Origin of the sequence: Vibrio agarilyticus, from assembly GCF_012641465.1 — a bacterium.
Lineage (GTDB): Bacteria > Pseudomonadota > Gammaproteobacteria > Enterobacterales > Vibrionaceae > Vibrio > Vibrio agarilyticus.
The window spans coordinates 20441-37929 of sequence record NZ_JABAIK010000004.1 but is presented as its reverse complement, the minus strand read 5'-3'; the positions used below and the strand labels follow the sequence as shown (position 1 = coordinate 37929).

Below are 17489 nucleotides of genomic sequence, written 5' to 3'. Positions count from 1 at the left end.
CCAAGCGGAATCACAACGTGACGTTTGCTACTGCTGGGGATATGTGGAAAAATCACAGATATAAAAAGTTTAAATCAGAGGTTGCCAGTGATCGATGGCGATGGTTACCGACTCAATGTTGGTATTGTGATTTGTAATAACCATGGTCAGGTATTCTGGGCTAAACGATACGGACAACACTCATGGCAATTTCCACAAGGTGGGATTGATGAGGGAGAGACCCCTGAGCAAGCGATGTATCGCGAGTTATATGAAGAAGTTGGGCTAACAAAAAACGATGTAAAAATCGTCGCAACCAGTCGTCATTGGCTGCGTTATAAGTTGCCTAAACGCCTTGTTCGTTGGGATTCAAAGCCGGTCTGTATTGGCCAAAAACAGAAATGGTTTCTTCTGCGGTTGGATTGCGATGAATCGCAAATCAACATGCAGCGTGGAAGCGCGCCTGAGTTTGATGGTTGGCGCTGGGTCAGTTATTGGTATCCAGTGCGACAAGTCGTGTCCTTTAAGCGTGATGTGTATCGCCGGGCCATGAAAGAATTTGCTTCCCTGGCGATGCCGTTTAAAGAGCGCAAAGTCAAAGGTAAGCGCAAAAAACGCAGAGGATAGGGCATGCTCAGCCAACTGAGGGACATTGTTGAAAAAGTATCCAGAGTTGAAGATCCGCATCTTGCTCTGGATATTTTAGTTAAAGAGACCTGTGCTGCATTGAATACCGAATGTTGCAGCGTCTATTTAGCCAATGAAGATCAGCAACGGCTTGAGCTTATGGCCAACCAAGGTTTTAGTTATCGTGGTGATGCCATCCATATTCGCTTTGATGAAGGTTTGGTTGGACTGGTTAAGCGAACCGCAGAGCCGCTCAATTTAGCGCAAGCCTCTAAGCATGATGCTTACAAATATTTTCCTCAGCTGGGTGAGAAAACCTTTCATGCCTTCCTTGGTACGCCAATCATTCATCGTAAGCGAGTCCTTGGGGTTTTAGTTATTCAGCAGCGCACGCCGCGTTTTTTTGATGAAATTGAAGAGTCGTTTTTAGTGACACTCGCCGCGCAGCTGGCGGTGTTGATAAGTCATGCGCAAGGGCAAGGGCAGTGGCTTTTAGCCCCAAGGCCCACAGTGCATCAAGGCATTGCCGCTGCCAGTGGCGTGGCGATTGGGCCGTTTTGGTATGATAATACTCAACCCAATCTTGCTGATGTCTACCCCTCATCCACTTTAGATAAAGATCGAGAACATGAATATTTGGCCATTGCTGTTGAGCGAGCATTGACCGATTTTCGGCGAATGCGCAAACGCTTTGATAATGACATTAACAAAGAAGCGCTCGCTATTTTTGATTTGTTCACTCACCTGCTTAACGATCCGATGTTGCGTAATGATCTTAAAGCGCAGATAGACAAGGGTGATCGCGCTGATTGGGCGCTGCGCCAAGTGGTGGAGCGCTATTCGAATCGCTTTGCCAAAATGTCCGATGTGTATCTGCGTGAGCGAGCGCAAGACATTCGTGAGCTGGGTCAGCGATTGCTCTATTTTTTGCATAATAGTGAAAACGATCAACACCAATTTGATCTTCCGGTTATTTTGGTGGCGAATGAATTAACGGCGTCATTATTGGCGTCGATTCCACGCGATAAATTACTGGCGGTGATTGCCCTTGAAGGGGCTGCGAACTCCCACGCTGCGATTTTAGCTCGAGCGCTTGGCGTTCCTGCGGTGATGGGGGCAACGCTTAACCCTCATGAGATCAGTGGTAAATTAGGGGTTGTTGATGGTTATACCGGTGAAATTTTTCCCGAACCTAACCCCTCTTTATTATCTGAGTATCGCAATTTGGTCTCAGAAGAGACCGAGCTGTACGCCATGGTCAATCAAGAGCTGGCTCAACCTGCGATAACACGCGATGAGCAGTCGATTGAAATTTTGCTCAACGCGGGGCTGAGTGCGGACAGTAACATCGCGATCAATGCCGGCGTCGACGGGGTTGGGCTTTATCGAACTGAAATCGCATTTTTGTTGCAGCACCGTTTTCCCTCAGAGGAAGAGCAGTGGCATCAATATCGTGCGATTTTAAGCAGTTACGCGGGTCAACGTGTGGTCATGCGCACATTGGATATTGGTGGTGATAAACCATTGCCTTATCTGCCGATTGAAGAAGACAATCCATTTTTAGGCTGGCGGGGGATACGTTTTACATTGGATCATCCCGACATTTTTTTGATCCAGTTGCGAGCCATGTTGCGTGCCAGTGTGGATAATCACAATCTACAGATTCTGTTACCCATGGTCTCTGGGATTAAAGAATTGGATGCGGCACTCGCTCTACTTGATCAAGCGTATGACGAGGTTCGCCAAATGGAACCGTCGGTTCAGCGGCCAAAAGTCGGTGTCATGATTGAAGTGCCATCGATGATTTATCTCATCAGCATGATAGCGCAGCGCGTTGATTTTGTTTCCATTGGCACAAACGATTTGACGCAATACATGCTGGCGGTGGATCGCAATAACGCGCGTGTCGCGGATGTTTATGAATCCGTGCATCCTGCGGTGCTTAGAGCATTGAAAACCATTTTAGAACAATGCCGAATGTATCAATTGCCCGTCTGTATTTGTGGTGAACTTGCTGGCGATCCTATTGGCGCGCTGTTACTCATTGGGCTGGGATATCGCAGTTTAAGTATGAATACGGCAAACGTTGCCAAAGTGAAGTATCTGGTGCGTAAAAGCGATGTCACTCAGTTAAGTGATTTAGCACAGCGGGCGTTAGATTGTGCCTATGGCGAAGAGATTTTAACTATGATGTATCAACACTTCGCGCAAGGCGGGTTTAGTGGCTTCATTCGAGCAGGTAAGAAGTAGCTGTGGATTTGATTCAGTTAATCGGTGTGTTGATGGCGCTTGGCGCGCTAGTGGGCGTGATGGCTGGACTGCTTGGTATTGGGGGTGGTTTGTTGGTGGTGCCGTCGTTAGTGTATCTGCTTCCTCATGCCGGTATTGAAGCCAGCGTGACAATGCGTATTGCACTGGCAACATCCCTTGCGACAATCATTATCACCTCAGGTTCAGCCGCTCTCAATCATGTGAAGTTTGGCAACGTCGATACTTTTGTCATTAAGTGGCTGATGCCTGGCGTGCTGGTGGGCGGCGCTCTTGGTAGCTTTGTTGCTGATAAAGTGCCAACCTCTCTGTTGCCGCAGTTATTTGGCGGTATAGTGTTAGTGCTTGCGTTGCAGATGTTGATTTCGATTCGTTCCACGCGTCAGCGCACGTTACCCAGTGCTTCTAAAATGGTGGGGGTGGGCACCGGTATTGGTGTGATTTCATCCTTGGCAGGCATTGGCGGCGGTTCGCTTTCTGTGCCGTTTTTAAGCCGTCATGGTATCGAGATGCGCCGTGCCGTGGGCTCGTCTTCTGTGTGTGGCTTTGCAATAGCAGTGGCCGGAATGAGTGGTTTTATTTTTCATGGTTATTCTCAACCCAACTTGCCTGAATATAGTGTCGGCTATGTTTATTTGCCGGCGCTTGGGGCGATAGCTGTCACTTCATTATTGACGACGCGAATTGGGGCTAAGTTGGCTTCGACTCTACCCACTCAAAGCCTAAAAAAGCTGTTCGCTCTGTTTCTAATTGCGGTTGGCATTAGTATGTTGTGCTAACCGCACACCTTTTTATATTTTTCCTCAATAGAGAAACGATTTATGTCTCAGACGTATTTTCAATTTCCCAATATCGACCCCGTATTATTTGAAATTGGGCCTTTATCCATTCGCTGGTATGGCTTGATGTATCTTGTTGGTTTTGCTTTTGCGTTATGGCTCGCCAATCGACGTGCAGATAAAGCCGGCAGTGGCTGGACACGTGAGCAGGTTTCCGATCTGCTGTTTGCGGCCTTTTTGGGGGTAATCGTCGGAGGCCGAGTCGGTTATGTTCTTTTCTATAATTTTGATCTGTTCCTTGCCGACCCTTTATACCTATTTAAAGTGTGGACAGGCGGTATGTCATTCCACGGTGGCTTGCTTGGCGTGATTGCAGCCATGTTTTGGTATGCCCATCGTAATGGGCGCACTTTCTTTGGGGTGGCTGATTTTGTTGCGCCACTCGTGCCGTTTGGTCTTGGTATGGGGCGTATCGGCAACTTCATGAACAGTGAGTTATGGGGAAGAGTCACCGATGCACCATGGGGCATCGTATTCCCAAATGGCGGGCCTTTACCACGCCATCCATCGCAATTGTATGAATTTGCGCTAGAGGGTGTGGTGTTGTTCTTTGTTTTGAACTGGTTTGTGCGTAAGCCTCGTCCTCTTGGCTCGGTTTCAGGACTGTTTCTTGCCGGTTATGGTCTGTTCCGCTTTTTAGTCGAATATGTTCGTGAACCTGATGCGCATCTTGGCCTGTTTGGTGGGTTTATCTCGATGGGTCAAATTTTGTCGTTGCCTATGGTGATTATTGGTGTATTGATGATTGTCTGGGCGAACAAACGTGGTGTTTATCAAGATCGCGCAGCGGTGAAGTAAGGGATCAGATGAAACAGTATTTGGATTTGTGTCAGCGCATTGTTGACACGGGTGTGTGGGTCGAAAATGAGCGTACTGGTAAGCGTTGTCTTACTGTGATTAATGCGGATTTGACTTACGATGTGGCCAAAGGTGAATTTCCACTGGTCACTACGCGAAAAAGCTTTTGGAAAGCCGCGGTGGCTGAGCTACTTGGGTATATTCGCGGTTATGATAATGCAGAAGATTTTCGTAAACTGGGTACAAAAACATGGGATGCGAACGCAAACCTCAATGAAGCGTGGCTCAACAACCCATTTCGTAAGGGTGAAGACGATATGGGGCGTGTCTACGGTGTTCAAGGACGTTCGTGGGCTAAACCCGATGGCGGGCACATAGACCAATTGCGCAAGATTGTGGATGATCTAACGCGTGGTGTTGATGATCGTGGTGAAATCTTAAATTTCTACAACCCGGGTGAATTTCACATGGGGTGCTTGCGCCCATGTATGTACAGCCATCACTTCTCTTTGTTGGGAGATACTCTGTATTTAAACAGTACGCAGCGCTCGTGTGATGTCCCACTTGGCCTTAACTTTAACATGGTGCAAGTGTACGTTTTTCTTGCGATCATGGCGCAAATCACCGGTAAAAAACCAGGCCAAGCATTTCATAAGATAGTCAATGCTCATATTTATGAAGACCAACTGGCTTTAATGCGTGATGTACAACTGAAGCGCCAGCCATTGCCGGCGGCAAGTTTCCATATGAACCCGAATATTCAGTCGCTTGAAGATTTAGAAACTTGGGTTACGCTAGATGACTTTTGGGTTGAAGACTATCAATGCCATGAGCCGATCCAATATCCGTTTTCGGTATAGTCAGCACGTTGTTTAATAGACCAGCTTCGGCTGGTTTTTTTGTATTTCGATTACCGTGTCTTGCAGCGCCAAGTGGTTTATACCCTTCCTACTTGAAGTTGCAGCGTTGTTGGTAGGCACTCGCAAACCTCATCACATCGTTTATCTATGTTCACCAAGTAATCAGGGGCTTTGTTCGCTGGTCGACTACCTGCATCTTCAAGTTGTTTGGGTATATGCTGGGATATCCATACAAAAATCCCCATCACATGGATGGGGATTGAAGCATATCTTTGTCTGAGTGTTATACGGTCAGAGCCAGAATAGCACCAGGGATCACAATAAATACGGACAATAAGTACGCAGCAACAATCGCGCGGTTTTTAATTGCCATCTCTGAAATCCATTCCGCAGCCTTCACAGGGATCTCACGCAGAACTGGAATACCAAAGATGAAAACAGTTGCCAGAATATTAAACACCAAGTGAACCAGAGCGATTTGCAGAGCAAATACCGCGAACTCACCAGAGACGGCAGTCGCAGCTAATAACGCAGTGATACAAGTACCGATGTTAGCACCAAGAGTGAATGGGTAAACATCACGGACTTTTAAGACGCCGCTACCGACAAGTGGCACCATCAGGCTGGTGGTGGTTGACGAAGATTGTACCAATACGGTGACGATAGAGCCTGACGCAATGCCATGCAGAGGGCCACGGCCAATCGCATTTTTCAAGATCTCACGAGCACGACCGACCATTAAGGCTTTCATCAACTTGCCCATAACCGTAATTGCAACGAAGATGACAGCAATACCCAGCACGATAAGGATCACGCCGCCAACATTGTCACCAAAGCTGCTCAGTGGCGCTTTAATCGCACTGATCACCGGTTTTGTGATAGGCGCAATGAAGTCAAAACCTTTGATACTCATGTCACCTGTTGAAAGGAAAGGTGAGACAAGCCAGTGTGATGCTTTATCCAAAATGCCGAACATCATTTCCAGCGGTAGGAAAATAGCAACCGCAAGAAGGTTAAAGAAGTCGTGGATTGTTGCACTTGCAAAAGCACGTTTAAACTCTTCTTGGCAACGAACGTGACCCAGACTGACGAGCGTATTGGTCACGGTAGTGCCAATGTTCGCCCCCATCACCATAGGGATCGCAGTTTCGACAGGCAAGCCGCCAGCCACAAGGCCGACAATAATAGAGGTTACGGTGCTAGATGATTGAATGAGCGCGGTAGCAACCAAACCAATCATAAGACCAGCAATTGGGTGTGAGGCAAATTCAAATAAGACTTTTGCTTGTTCGCCTGCCGCCCATTTGAAGCCGCTTCCAACCATAGATACAGCAAGAAGCAATAAATACAGCATGAATGCCAAGTTAAACCAGCGCAACCAGCGAGTTGTCGTCGAGCTAGGTAACGCTGCCGAAGTAGCTTGGTTCATAATTATTTTCTCCGATGACCGTGTATAGCAGTAGTGGTCGTTAGTTGAAACTGTCGCGATAGTAGAATGGAAATATTTCAGTAATATGACAGTCTCTTGTCATATTCCGTTTTTTGCGCTTATTCGATGATTAGTGCTGGCTGTAAAGATTTGTTTCCATTTAACTTATTGAAAATAAAGTATTTTATTATTTGTGGTGTGTGGGTTTTATTCTGAATTATTACGATGTTTCACTGTGATCTTTATGACATTATGCATCTGATATTTTCGTTAAAACCAACGTAAACTGTCTTTAACTATGGTTTTTTCGATTTTATTGAGGGGGAATGAAAGATTTGTTATAAGAGGGAAGTCAAACTTTACATCTGGAAATGTCATGTCGCATTTAAACTATAACCACCTCTATTACTTTTGGATGGTATGCAAGCAAGGGTCTGTCACAAAAGCGGCTGACGCATTATTTCTAACCCCACAAACAGTCACCGGCCAAATTAAAGCGCTTGAAGATCGTATGAGCGGTAAGTTAACCAAGCGTAATGGTCGTACGGTAGAACCTACTGAGCTGGGCCAGTTGGTGTTTAAATACGCTGACCGTATGTTTGGCTTGAGTTATGAGATGCTGGATATTGTGAATTATAGCCAGCATGCGAATATCTTGTTTGAGGTCGGTGTGGCGGATGCATTGTCAAAGCGTCTGGTGAGCAAAATCCTGATGACGACCATTCCCGATGACGATTCGATTCATTTACGTTGTTTTGAGTCAACCCATGAACTGTTACTTGAGCGCTTAGCTCAGCACAAGCTTGATATGATTTTGTCTGATTGTCCTGTGGACTCAACACAAAGCCCAGGACTCTACAGCAAAAAGCTGGGTGAGTGCAGTATGAGTTTCTTTGCTTCTCGTGAGCTTGGCAATGTCTCATTTCCCGCGATATTAGAGCATCACAAATTGTTGATCCCGGGCGGAAGGACGGCAATGGGACGTAAAGTGATGCAATGGTTTGATAGGCAAGGGATCAAGCCTGACATCCTCGGTGAATTTGATGATGTTGCTTTGATGAAGGCCTTTGCCCGTTACCATAAAGAGGCGATTTTTTTGGCACCGAGTGTATATGTGTCAGAAATTGAGAGCGAAGAGACATTGCAGCAAATTGGCGCCGTCGCTGATCTTAAAGAAGAGTATTATGTCATTTTTGCTGAACGCATGATTCAGCATCCTGCGGTCAAAAATGTCTGTGACGCCGACTTTCGACCCTTATTTGAATAAGAGCCAATGGTGAGGGAAACACTATGAAGGGCCCGGTATTGTCAATAACACCACCGTCAGAAAAAGCGGTTATTGTGTTAAAAGCGATGGCGAATGCGCGCCGATTGCAGATTCTGTGTCTGCTTCATGAACGGGAGCTATCGGTCGGGGAGTTGTGTGCTGAACTCATTTTAAGCCAGTCGGCACTGTCTCAGCATTTGGCTTGGTTGCGTCGGGATGGCTTGGTGACCACTCGGCGCGAATCTCAAACCGTGTTCTATTCGCTGCACAGTGAGGAGGTGAAAGCTCTGATTGAACTGCTGCACCGGCTCTACTGTAACCTTGAACAAGATTATCCCCGTTCTACTTGACGCTGCAGCGTTGTTGGCGGGTTCTCATAATCCTCATCACATAGTCTATCTATGTTCACGAGATGTTCAGAGGTTTGGCTTGTTTGCCGCCTATCTGCAACTTTAAGTTGTTTGGGTATCGCAGATATAAAAAAACCGGCCAAGGCCGGTTTTTTTCACTGAGAATCAAATTGCGATTAAAGCGCTTTGATTGCTGCAGAGAAGCGAGACTTATGACGCGCTGCTTTATTCTTATGAATAAGGCCTTTAGTCGCCATGCGGTCTAGGATTGGTGTAACGACTGCGAATGCAGCAGTTGCAGCTTCTTTGTCGCCTGCTTCGATAGCAGCAACAGTTTTCTTCATGTAAGTGCGCATCATTGAACGACGGCTAGCGTTGTGCTGACGACGTTTCTCAGCTTGGATAGCGCGCTTCTTAGCAGATTTACTATTTGCCAAGGGTCTAACTCCCAAAAACTTAGTTCGGTGACAATTTAAGGGCGAGGAATATCCCTCATTTGCTCTTAAATGTCAAATGATTTGTGCAAAAACCAATCTGACCAAAACAAGTTTTGGTAACAAAAGGTCATCGCGGTTAAGATGGCGGGGATTCTAACAGTATTTTTTGACCATTGCTAATAATTATCCGCGAATCCCTCGATATTACGCGGAGAAATTCTCAGCTCAGGGACATTTTTGAGGTAATAGTGAGTAAGCGACTTCTCAAATCAGGGCTGATCGTCAGTGCCATGACGTTGATTTCCCGAGTATTAGGTTTAGTTCGCGACGTGGTTGTCGCCAATTTAATGGGCGCCGGTGCCAGCGCGGATGTGTTCTTTTTTGCCAATAAAATCCCCAACTTTTTACGCCGTTTGTTTGCGGAAGGGGCTTTTTCCCAAGCCTTTGTTCCAGTATTAACCGAGTATCACGCCAAAGGCGATTTGGATAAAACACGGCAACTTATTGCAAAGGCCTCGGGGACACTTGGCGTTATTGTCACTTTGGTCACTGTGCTTGGCGTGTTGGGCTCTGGTATTGTAACTGCGCTGTTTGGTTTTGGTTGGTTTATAGACTGGTGGCAGGGTGGGCCATTTGCGACCAAGTTTGAGCTGGCGAGTTTACTGCTTAAAATCACCTTTCCTTATTTATGGTTCATCACGTTTGTGGCGCTCTCCGGAGCCATCTTAAACACACTTGGTCACTTTGCGGTGTCCTCTTTTACGCCGGTGTTTTTGAACGTCACGATTATTGGCGCGGCTTGGTTTATCTCACCGCAATTGAGTCAACCCGAGATTGGGCTCGCAATTGGTGTGTTTCTCGGTGGTTTGGTGCAATTTCTATTTCAGTTGCCGTTTCTTTATCGAGCTGGTGTGTTAGTCGCGCCGAAATGGGGCTGGCACGATCCCGGTGTGGTAAAAATTCGCACCTTGATGATCCCGGCGCTTTTTGGCGTCTCGGTCAGTCAGATCAATTTGCTGTTAGATACCTTTATTGCCAGTTTTCTCGAAACCGGCTCTATCAGTTGGCTTTATTACTCTGATCGTTTGCTTGAGTTCCCCCTGGGATTATTTGGCATTGCGATTGCGACGGTGATCCTTCCTGCATTGTCACGTAAGCATGTGGATGCGCACAGCCAAGGCTTTGCCGCAACCATGGATTGGGGCGTGCGCATGGTCTTACTGTTAGGGATCCCAGCGATGCTTGGGTTGATGGTGCTAGCAAAGCCGATGCTTATGGTGCTGTTTATGCGGGGGGAATTTAGCCCCAATGATGTTGAAGCTGCGTCGCTCTCCCTCTTTGCTTATGCATCCGGCTTGTTAAACTTTATGTTGATTAAAGTGTTAGCGCCGGGCTATTACTCGCGCCAAGACACAAAAACTCCGGTGCGTTATGGCATTATCGCGATGGTGACCAATATGGGATTTAATCTTATTTTGGCGCCGTTTTACGGTTATGTGGGCCTCGCAATGGCGACGGCACTGTCGGCGTTTGTGAATATGGCTCTGTTGTACCGTGGGTTGCATCGAGCACAGGTGTATCGATTGAGCGCAGAAACGGGCTGGTTTATGGCCAAATTGGCGTTGGCTGGCGTTGCGATGGTCGCGGCATTGTTATGGCAACTTGACGCCATGCAAGTTTGGGTGGAGTGGCCATTATTGACTCGTATTTGGCAGCTGAGTTATTTAATTGGGCTAGGTGCGCTGGCTTACCTTCTAATCATTGTGCTGCTTGGTGTGCGACCAAAACAGTTAAAAGCAGGGACAGAGTAGGCAGGCTTGGTATATAATCGCACCATTTTGTTATACCCAAGTAACCCAAGTTATTTGCCTTCAGTCCCGTGAGCTTGCTTTGAACTGTGTGGCTGGAAGTCACTTAGGTATACAGTCTCTTGGTGGCATGTTGCCGGTGGCTTCATTTGGCGTGCTTTGCGAGAGTCGTTTGATATGAGAGCGGCTTACATTAGTGTCACCGACCAGAAAACGCGTTTAATACAGAGGTAAAGTGCATTCGATGGAATTAATTCGAGGCATTGAAAACATTCAACCAAAGCATCGTGGCTGCGTTCTTACCATAGGTAACTTTGATGGTGTGCATTTAGGGCATCAAGCGGTATTAACCCAATTGAAAGCCCAGGCAAGGCAGCTTGGTGTTCCGGCGACGGTGATGACGTTTGAGCCGCAGCCTCTTGAGCTTTTTGCTCGTGACAAAGCACCTGCACGCTTAACACGTTTGCGTGATAAATATGTTCAATTAAGCAAATTGCAGATAGACCGTTTACTGTGTGTCAACTTTAACGCGCGCTTTGCCGCAATGAGCCCTCAGAGCTTTATTCGTGACTTGTTGGTTGACAAATTGGGTGTTAAGTTTCTGGTAGTTGGTGATGACTTTCGTTTTGGTCAAAATCGGCAAGGCAACTTTGCTATGCTGCAAGAAGCGGGTAAGCAGTGGGGGTTTGAGGTTGTCAGCACCGATAGCTTTTGTTTACAGCAAACGCGAGTAAGCAGCACGGCGATTCGGCAGGCGCTTGCCACGGACGATTTACCCGCCGCGGAAGCCATGCTTGGCCGCCGTTACAGCATTAGTGGCCGAGTCTCACACGGTCGAAAACTGGGGCGTACAATCGGGTTTCCCACTGCCAATATTCCGCTGAAACGTTGTGTGTCACCTGTTTCTGGGGTGTATGTGGTCCAAGCCCTTGGCGCAGATACTTTGCCCATCGGAGGCGTTGCGAATATTGGTCATCGCCCGACGGTTAATGGTGTTCGTCAGCAACTTGAAGTGCATTTATTTGACTTTAACCGCAATCTCTACGGGCAACAGCTCGAAATTGTACTTTTGCATAAATTGCGTGAAGAGCGTAAATTCGACTCTTTTGACGCACTGAAACAACAAATTGAATTGGATGCTGAGGCAGCAAGGGTGTGGCTGCGTCAGCTTAAGCGCTAAGTGGTCAGTTCCTCCGCTTGGCATAATGTCTAACTTTCGCCCAATACAACGGAATTAAGAATCGATGAGTGAGTATAAAGATACCCTGAATTTACCTGAAACAGGGTTTCCAATGCGTGGCGACCTGGCTAAACGTGAGCCAGAAATGCTGAAGCGTTGGTACAAAGAAGACCTTTACGGCGCGATCCGTGAAGCGAAAAAAGGCAAGAAATCGTTCGTACTGCATGATGGTCCTCCTTATGCGAACGGCGATATTCACATTGGTCACGCGCTCAATAAGATTCTTAAAGACATTATTATTAAATCCAAAACACTCTCAGGGTTTGACGCGCCATACATTCCAGGTTGGGACTGCCACGGTTTGCCTATTGAATTAATGGTAGAGAAAAAAGTGGGTAAGCCTGGTCAAAAAGTGACTGCGGCAGAGTTTCGTGAAAAATGTCGCGAATACGCGGCAGGTCAAGTTGAAGGTCAAAAAGAGAGTTTCAAACGTCTTGGCATTACGGGCGAGTGGGATAAGCCTTATCGCACGATGGACTTTGCTACCGAAGCTAACATTATTCGTGCACTGGGCAAAATTGCTGATAATGGCCATCTGCTCAAAGGGTTTAAGCCGGTTCATTGGTGTACCGATTGCGGCTCGGCACTGGCTGAGGCTGAGGTTGAGTACAAAGACAAAGTCTCGCCTTCTATCGACGTTCGTTTTAAAGCCACTGATGAAGCGGCGGTATTAAGTAAGTTTTCACTTAATGAAGGCCACCAGGGTTTTGGCGATGTTTCTATCGTTATTTGGACGACAACGCCTTGGACTCTGCCCGCAAACCGCGCCGTCTGTTTGCGTGATGATCTTGAATATGTGCTGCTTCAAATTGAAGGCGATAGCGCGGAAGACCGTCCTGCAGAACGTATTATTGTGGCAGCCGAGCTGGCTAAATCTGTGATGGATCGCGCTGGAATTGAGCATTACCACAACCTTGGCTTTGCGAAAGGCGCGGATCTCGAGCTACTGCAATTTAATCACCCATTCTACGATTTCACCGTTCCTGCGATCTTGGGCGATCATGTGACAACGGAAAGTGGTACTGGTGTGGTGCATACTGCGCCAGGTCATGGTCAAGAAGACTTTATCGTTGGTCAGAAATATGGCCTTGAAGTAGCAAACCCAGTTGGATCAAACGGGGTTTACTTACCAGACACGCCGCTGTTTGCTGGTCAGCATGTATTAAAAGCCAATGATTCTGTGATTGAAGTGCTGAAAGAGCACGGCTCTTTGCTGGATAATCGCGCTTACGAGCACAGTTACCCACATTGCTGGCGTCACAAAACCCCTATTATTTTCCGTGCGACACCACAATGGTTTGTCTCAATGGATCAAGCGGGTCTGCGTAGCAAAGCACTTGACGCGATTAAGGGTGTTCAATGGATGCCTGAATGGGGTCAAAGCCGCATCGAAAGCATGGTTGAAGGTCGCCCTGAGTGGTGTATCTCACGTCAGCGTACATGGGGTGTGCCGATTGCTCTGTTTGTGCACAAAGAGACCGCTGAATTGCACCCTAATACGCTTGAATTGATTGAAAAAGTGGCTCAAGTTGTTGAGCAAAAAGGCATTCAAGCATGGTGGGATTTGGACAGCGCCGAACTTCTTGGTGATGACGCAGACCAATATGAAAAAGTGCTTGATACATTGGATGTGTGGTTTGACTCTGGTGTGACGCACTATGCGGTGGTTGATGCGCGTGAAGAGTTCCACGGTCACAGCTCAGATCTTTATTTAGAAGGCTCTGATCAGCATCGCGGCTGGTTCCAATCGTCACTGATTTCATCGATTGCGATGAAAGGTGTTGCACCTTACCGTCAAGTGTTGACTCACGGTTTCGTGGTTGATGGCCATGGCCGCAAAATGTCTAAATCGATTGGTAACGTGGTTGCACCAAAAGATGTGACTAACAAGCTAGGTGCTGACATTTTACGTTTGTGGGTCGCCTCTACCGATTATACCGGCGAAGTGGCGGTATCTGATGAGATCTTAAAGCGCTCTGCTGATGCGTATCGCCGTATTCGTAACACAGCGCGTTTCTTCTTGGCGAACCTTAACGGTTTTAACCCAGCTACCGATATGGTTGCACCAGAGAATATGGTAGCGCTGGATCGTTGGGCGGTAGGTCGCGCGCTGGCGGCGCAAGAAGAGATCATCAAAGCGTATGATGAATATAATATTCATGCAGTGACGCAGCGACTGATGCACTTCTGCTCTGTCGAGATGGGGTCATTCTATCTTGACGTTATCAAAGATCGTCAGTACACAGCAAAACTGGGTGGTAATGCTCAGCGCAGTTGTCAAACGGCACTTTACTATATTGTTGAAGCTTTAGTGCGCTGGATGGCGCCTATCATGCCATTTACCGCTGATGAGATTTGGAATCAGATGCCGACCACGCTTCCAAACGGTGACACTCGTGAGCAGTACGTCTTTACTGGTGAATGGTTCGATGGTTTGTTTGCACTTGAGCAAGATGAAGCGCTAAACAACGCGTTTTGGAATGATATTCAAAAAGTGCGCGGTAGCGTAAACAAATTGCTCGAAGCGGCGCGTGCTGACAAGCGTATTGGTGGCTCATTGCAGGCGGAAGTCACTCTGTTTGCTGATATTGAGCTAGCTTCAAAAATCAATCAGCTGCAAGATGAGTTGCGTTTTGTTCTGTTGACCTCTGTTGCGACGGTGAAGCCACTTGATCAGAAGAGCGATTTGGCACAACCGACCGAAATTGAAGGGTTGTTTGTTGAAGTGCAAGCATCAAACGCGGCGAAATGTGAGCGCTGTTGGCACCATACCGCCGATGTAGGCACTATCGCAGGCCATGAGGCTATTTGTGGTCGCTGTGTCACCAATATCGATGGTGAAGGTGAAGTTCGTCACTTTGCTTAATTGATGGACGCCCTGATGCGAATGTATCAGGGCGTTTTTATACCCTTTCAATTTGAAGCTGCAAGGCTTTTCGTTTCAAAGCCAGGGGCAGGCTCTCACAAACCTCATCACATAGTTCGTCTATGCTCAGAGGCTTTGCTGGTTTACCGCCTACCGGAAACGCTCAGTTGTTTGGGAATGTCTTTGAGCAAACGAGATTGAACTGGTTCATAATCGCAGCGTTTGGTAATAAGGGGCAATGCACCGCATTATAGAGAGCTGCAGATGAACTGGGTCGAGGTCGAAAAAGGGGATTTATGAGTCAACCTGAGATTGATTTCAAACACTCTGGATTACGTTGGTTGTGGTTAGCCGCGGTCGTGTTTATTGCAGATATCGCAATCAAATGGCTCGTGATGGATAACATGGGCTACGGCTGGAATCACCGTATTGAATTATTGCCGTTTTTTAATTTGCTTTACGTGCACAATTATGGCGCAGCGTTCAGCTTCTTAAGTGAGCAATCGGGCTGGCAACGCTGGTTCTTCAGTGGTATTGCATTTGTCGTGACAGGCATGCTCGCGTATTGGATGCGTAAGCTTCCGGCGCAAGAAAAATGGAATAACGTGGCATATGCCCTGATTATTGGCGGAGCGCTAGGTAACGTCTTTGACCGTATCGTTCACGGTTACGTCATTGATTATTTAGACTTCTTTGTCGGTAACTATCATTGGCCTGCATTCAATCTCGCCGATAGCGCGATCTGCATTGGTGCGGTTATGATCATTTTGGATGGTTTGCGTGGCAAGTCGAGCGCGAAAGCCTAATGTAGTCAGCGCCAGTGCCGAAAGGACACTGGCGCTGTTGTTTTTATTGTATGACAAGGAAGTGACGCAATGACCTCAATTCACGCTCAATCCCAAGTGACCTTACACTTCGCGATTAAAATGGCAGACGGTTCGATTGCCGATAGCACATACCAAAGTGGCAAGCCTGCGCGTTTGGTGATGGGGGACGGCAGCATCAGCGACAATTTTGAACATTGTTTGCTGGGGCTTGTTGCTGGGGACAAAAAAGCGGTTGAATTGGCTGCGAAAGATGCATTTGGTCTGCCGAACCCAGACCACATCCATTACATGGACCGAGCCAAATTTGTCGGTGATGCCGAGGTCGAGGTAGGAACCATCATGGCGTTTTCTGGTCCTGATGGTGTTGAAATTCCGGGTATCATAACTGAGATTGCTGGCGATTCAGTGACGGTTGACTTCAATCACCCGCTAGCAGGGCACGACGTGACTTTTGAAGTCGAAATTTTGGCAGTAGAATAAAGGGTGAGAAGACCATCGCCATGAGTGACGAAATGAAAATTATGTTAGCCAACCCGCGCGGTTTTTGTGCCGGGGTGGATCGTGCCATCAGTATTGTTGAGCGAGCACTTGAGTTGTATCAGCCGCCCATCTATGTGCGACATGAGGTGGTGCATAATCGCTTTGTGGTTGAAGGCCTCAAAGCGCGCGGCGCTGTTTTTGTTGAAGAGCTGAGCGAAGTTCCAGACGATAATATTGTCATTTTTTCTGCGCATGGTGTGTCTCAAGCGGTTCGCCAAGAAGCCAAAGCGCGCGCCTTGACAGTATTTGACGCGACTTGCCCCTTGGTCACTAAAGTCCATATGGAGGTGGCGCGAGCCAGCCGTCGCCATATGGAGGTTGTACTTATCGGGCATGCTGGGCATCCTGAGGTAGAAGGTACTATGGGCCAGTACGCCAGTGCGGAAGGCGGCATGTATTTGGTTGAGACAGTGGCGGATGTGATTGCGCTGCGTGATAAGGTCAAAGATCCTCATCATTTACACTATGTCAGCCAAACCACCTTATCTGTTGATGAAACAGCGGATGTCATTGATGAGTTACGCCGAGTCTTTCCCGATATTCAAGGGCCACGCAAAGATGATATCTGCTATGCGACCCAAAATCGTCAAGATGCGGTGCGTTCGATAGCTGCCAGCGTTGACGTGATGATTGTCGTAGGATCAAAAAACTCCTCGAACTCTACGCGCCTCAAAGAGCTGGCGGAGAAGTTAGGCACGCCAGCGTATTTAACCGATTGTCCTGAAGATCTACAGCTATCGTGGTTTGAGGGAAAAAATAAAGTCGGTGTGACCGCGGGGGCCTCTGCGCCGGAAGTCTTGGTCGATCAAATTCTTGAGCAAGTTAAAGTGCTGGCAGGGATCAGTTCGGTTGATGAGATTCAGGGCCGCGAAGAAAACATGTTTTTTGAAGTTCCTAAGGAATTGCAAGTTCAGCTTATTGATTAAGCAAGAATTATTCACTTGTATATACTTCTAAGGCGGCCATATCGGTCGCCTTCTGTTTATCAAAAGGAAAAACAATGGTGGGGATTCGAATTTGGCTCTGTTTGAGTATCGGCTTACTTTGGGGCTGCAGTAATACCACAGAGCAGTTGGTTCGCGATGGGGATTGGTACCAGGTAGGTTATCGAGATGGCATTAGTGGTAAGTTGAGTCGACCATGGGGCGAGCTTCAGCAGCTTGGGGCGGTACGCCAAAGTGACTATGATGAAGGGTATCTTGAAGGGCTGGACGAATATTGTAACCCCGACTTTGCTTACCAGATTGGTTTATCGGGGCAAGAGTATTTTGGCGCCTGTGCGGGTACGCCTCAGGGTCAGCGATTTCGTCTTGAGTGGCAACGTGGCCACCAAGACTTTCGCATGACTTATTAG

At 47.4% G+C, this 17489-nt stretch carries 16 protein-coding genes; 14 read left to right on the top strand and 2 right to left on the bottom strand.

All coding sequences use genetic code 11. The features are described from left to right. The first annotated feature begins 87 nt into the window (after positions 1-87). Genes rppH through HGP28_RS04945 form a run of 5 tightly spaced genes read left to right on the top strand, consistent with a single transcriptional unit; the run spans position 88 to position 5371 of the window. Positions 88-606, top strand: a complete 519-nt coding sequence (gene rppH / locus HGP28_RS04965) for an RNA pyrophosphohydrolase (RefSeq protein ID WP_168835358.1) — start codon at positions 88-90, stop codon at positions 604-606. A gap of 3 nt (positions 607-609) precedes the next feature. Beyond that, positions 610-2856, top strand: coding sequence for a phosphoenolpyruvate--protein phosphotransferase (gene ptsP / locus HGP28_RS04960; protein ID WP_168835357.1), 2247 nt, complete (start codon positions 610-612; stop codon positions 2854-2856). A 32-nt stretch (positions 2857-2888) separates the two neighbouring features. Further along, positions 2889-3653, top strand: coding sequence for a sulfite exporter TauE/SafE family protein (locus HGP28_RS04955; protein ID WP_168835559.1), 765 nt, complete (start codon positions 2889-2891; stop codon positions 3651-3653). A 42-nt stretch (positions 3654-3695) separates the two neighbouring features. Further along, the gene (lgt, locus tag HGP28_RS04950) at positions 3696-4511 is read left to right on the top strand and encodes a prolipoprotein diacylglyceryl transferase (RefSeq protein WP_168835356.1); all 816 of its coding nucleotides are present in this window, start codon (positions 3696-3698) and stop codon (positions 4509-4511) included. Between the two features lie 8 nt (positions 4512-4519). Further along, a complete protein-coding gene (locus HGP28_RS04945) occupies positions 4520-5371 on the top strand; it encodes a thymidylate synthase (protein ID WP_168835355.1) in 852 nt (283 codons plus the stop codon). Between the two features lie 283 nt (positions 5372-5654). Here the strand turns inward: HGP28_RS04945 and HGP28_RS04940 are convergent, their stop codons facing one another. Then, positions 5655-6803 (bottom strand): Na/Pi symporter, encoded by a 1149-nt coding sequence (locus HGP28_RS04940; RefSeq protein ID WP_168835558.1) that lies wholly within the window; start codon positions 6801-6803, stop codon positions 5655-5657. Positions 6804-7176: 373 nt separating this feature from the next. Here HGP28_RS04940 and nhaR point away from each other — a divergent pair, with 373 nt between their 5' ends. Beyond that, positions 7177-8067, top strand: coding sequence for a transcriptional activator NhaR (gene nhaR, locus HGP28_RS04935; protein ID WP_168835354.1), 891 nt, complete (start codon positions 7177-7179; stop codon positions 8065-8067). Positions 8068-8090: 23 nt separating this feature from the next. Then, positions 8091-8417 carry an ArsR/SmtB family transcription factor gene (locus HGP28_RS04930; RefSeq protein WP_168835353.1) on the top strand — a complete coding sequence of 109 codons (327 nt, stop codon included), beginning with the start codon at positions 8091-8093 and terminating at the stop codon, positions 8415-8417. Between the two features lie 176 nt (positions 8418-8593). On the opposite strand, the gene rpsT is transcribed toward HGP28_RS04930, so the two are convergent. Next, entirely contained in the window at positions 8594-8854 is a 261-nt protein-coding gene (rpsT, locus tag HGP28_RS04925) for a 30S ribosomal protein S20 (protein ID WP_124937459.1), read from the bottom strand. A gap of 248 nt (positions 8855-9102) precedes the next feature. Between rpsT and murJ the strand changes: the two genes are divergently transcribed. The 7 genes from murJ to HGP28_RS04890 all read left to right on the top strand — a co-directional run bounded on the left by murJ (position 9103) and on the right by HGP28_RS04890 (position 17489). Then, a complete protein-coding gene (gene murJ, locus HGP28_RS04920; RefSeq protein WP_168835352.1) occupies positions 9103-10665 on the top strand; it encodes a murein biosynthesis integral membrane protein MurJ in 1563 nt (520 codons plus the stop codon). Positions 10666-10906: 241 nt separating this feature from the next. Continuing rightward, entirely contained in the window at positions 10907-11842 is a 936-nt protein-coding gene (gene ribF, locus HGP28_RS04915; protein ID WP_168835351.1) for a bifunctional riboflavin kinase/FAD synthetase, read from the top strand. A 64-nt stretch (positions 11843-11906) separates the two neighbouring features. Then, on the top strand, positions 11907-14768 hold the full coding sequence (ileS, locus tag HGP28_RS04910) for an isoleucine--tRNA ligase (RefSeq protein WP_168835350.1): 2862 nt from the start codon (positions 11907-11909) through the stop codon (positions 14766-14768). A gap of 296 nt (positions 14769-15064) precedes the next feature. Next, positions 15065-15574, top strand: a complete 510-nt coding sequence (gene lspA, locus HGP28_RS04905) for a signal peptidase II (RefSeq protein WP_168835349.1) — start codon at positions 15065-15067, stop codon at positions 15572-15574. Positions 15575-15643: 69 nt separating this feature from the next. Further along, entirely contained in the window at positions 15644-16075 is a 432-nt protein-coding gene (gene fkpB / locus HGP28_RS04900) for an FKBP-type peptidyl-prolyl cis-trans isomerase (RefSeq protein WP_168835348.1), read from the top strand. Between the two features lie 20 nt (positions 16076-16095). Further along, positions 16096-17061, top strand: coding sequence for a 4-hydroxy-3-methylbut-2-enyl diphosphate reductase (ispH, locus tag HGP28_RS04895; RefSeq protein WP_168835347.1), 966 nt, complete (start codon positions 16096-16098; stop codon positions 17059-17061). 74 nt (positions 17062-17135) lie between these two features. After that, positions 17136-17489: a DUF2799 domain-containing protein gene (locus HGP28_RS04890; RefSeq protein WP_168835346.1), complete on the top strand. Its 354-nt coding sequence runs from the start codon at positions 17136-17138 to the stop codon at positions 17487-17489.

Bases quoted from the DNA above. Each gene is read 5' to 3' on its own strand.
- ptsP (WP_168835357.1), top strand. From the start codon at position 610: ATGCTCAGCCAACTGAGGGACATTGTTGAAAAAGTATCCAGAGTTGAA.
- HGP28_RS04955 (WP_168835559.1), top strand. From the start codon at position 2,889: ATGGCGCTTGGCGCGCTAGTGGGCGTGATGGCTGGACTGCTTGGTATT.
- lgt (WP_168835356.1), top strand. From the start codon at position 3,696: ATGTCTCAGACGTATTTTCAATTTCCCAATATCGACCCCGTATTATTT.
- HGP28_RS04945 (WP_168835355.1), top strand. From the start codon at position 4,520: ATGAAACAGTATTTGGATTTGTGTCAGCGCATTGTTGACACGGGTGTG.
- nhaR (WP_168835354.1), top strand. From the start codon at position 7,177: ATGTCGCATTTAAACTATAACCACCTCTATTACTTTTGGATGGTATGC.
- HGP28_RS04930 (WP_168835353.1), top strand. From the start codon at position 8,091: ATGAAGGGCCCGGTATTGTCAATAACACCACCGTCAGAAAAAGCGGTT.
- ribF (WP_168835351.1), top strand. From the start codon at position 10,907: ATGGAATTAATTCGAGGCATTGAAAACATTCAACCAAAGCATCGTGGC.
- ileS (WP_168835350.1), top strand. From the start codon at position 11,907: ATGAGTGAGTATAAAGATACCCTGAATTTACCTGAAACAGGGTTTCCA.
- lspA (WP_168835349.1), top strand. From the start codon at position 15,065: ATGAGTCAACCTGAGATTGATTTCAAACACTCTGGATTACGTTGGTTG.
- fkpB (WP_168835348.1), top strand. From the start codon at position 15,644: ATGACCTCAATTCACGCTCAATCCCAAGTGACCTTACACTTCGCGATT.
- ispH (WP_168835347.1), top strand. From the start codon at position 16,096: ATGAGTGACGAAATGAAAATTATGTTAGCCAACCCGCGCGGTTTTTGT.
- HGP28_RS04890 (WP_168835346.1), top strand. From the start codon at position 17,136: ATGGTGGGGATTCGAATTTGGCTCTGTTTGAGTATCGGCTTACTTTGG.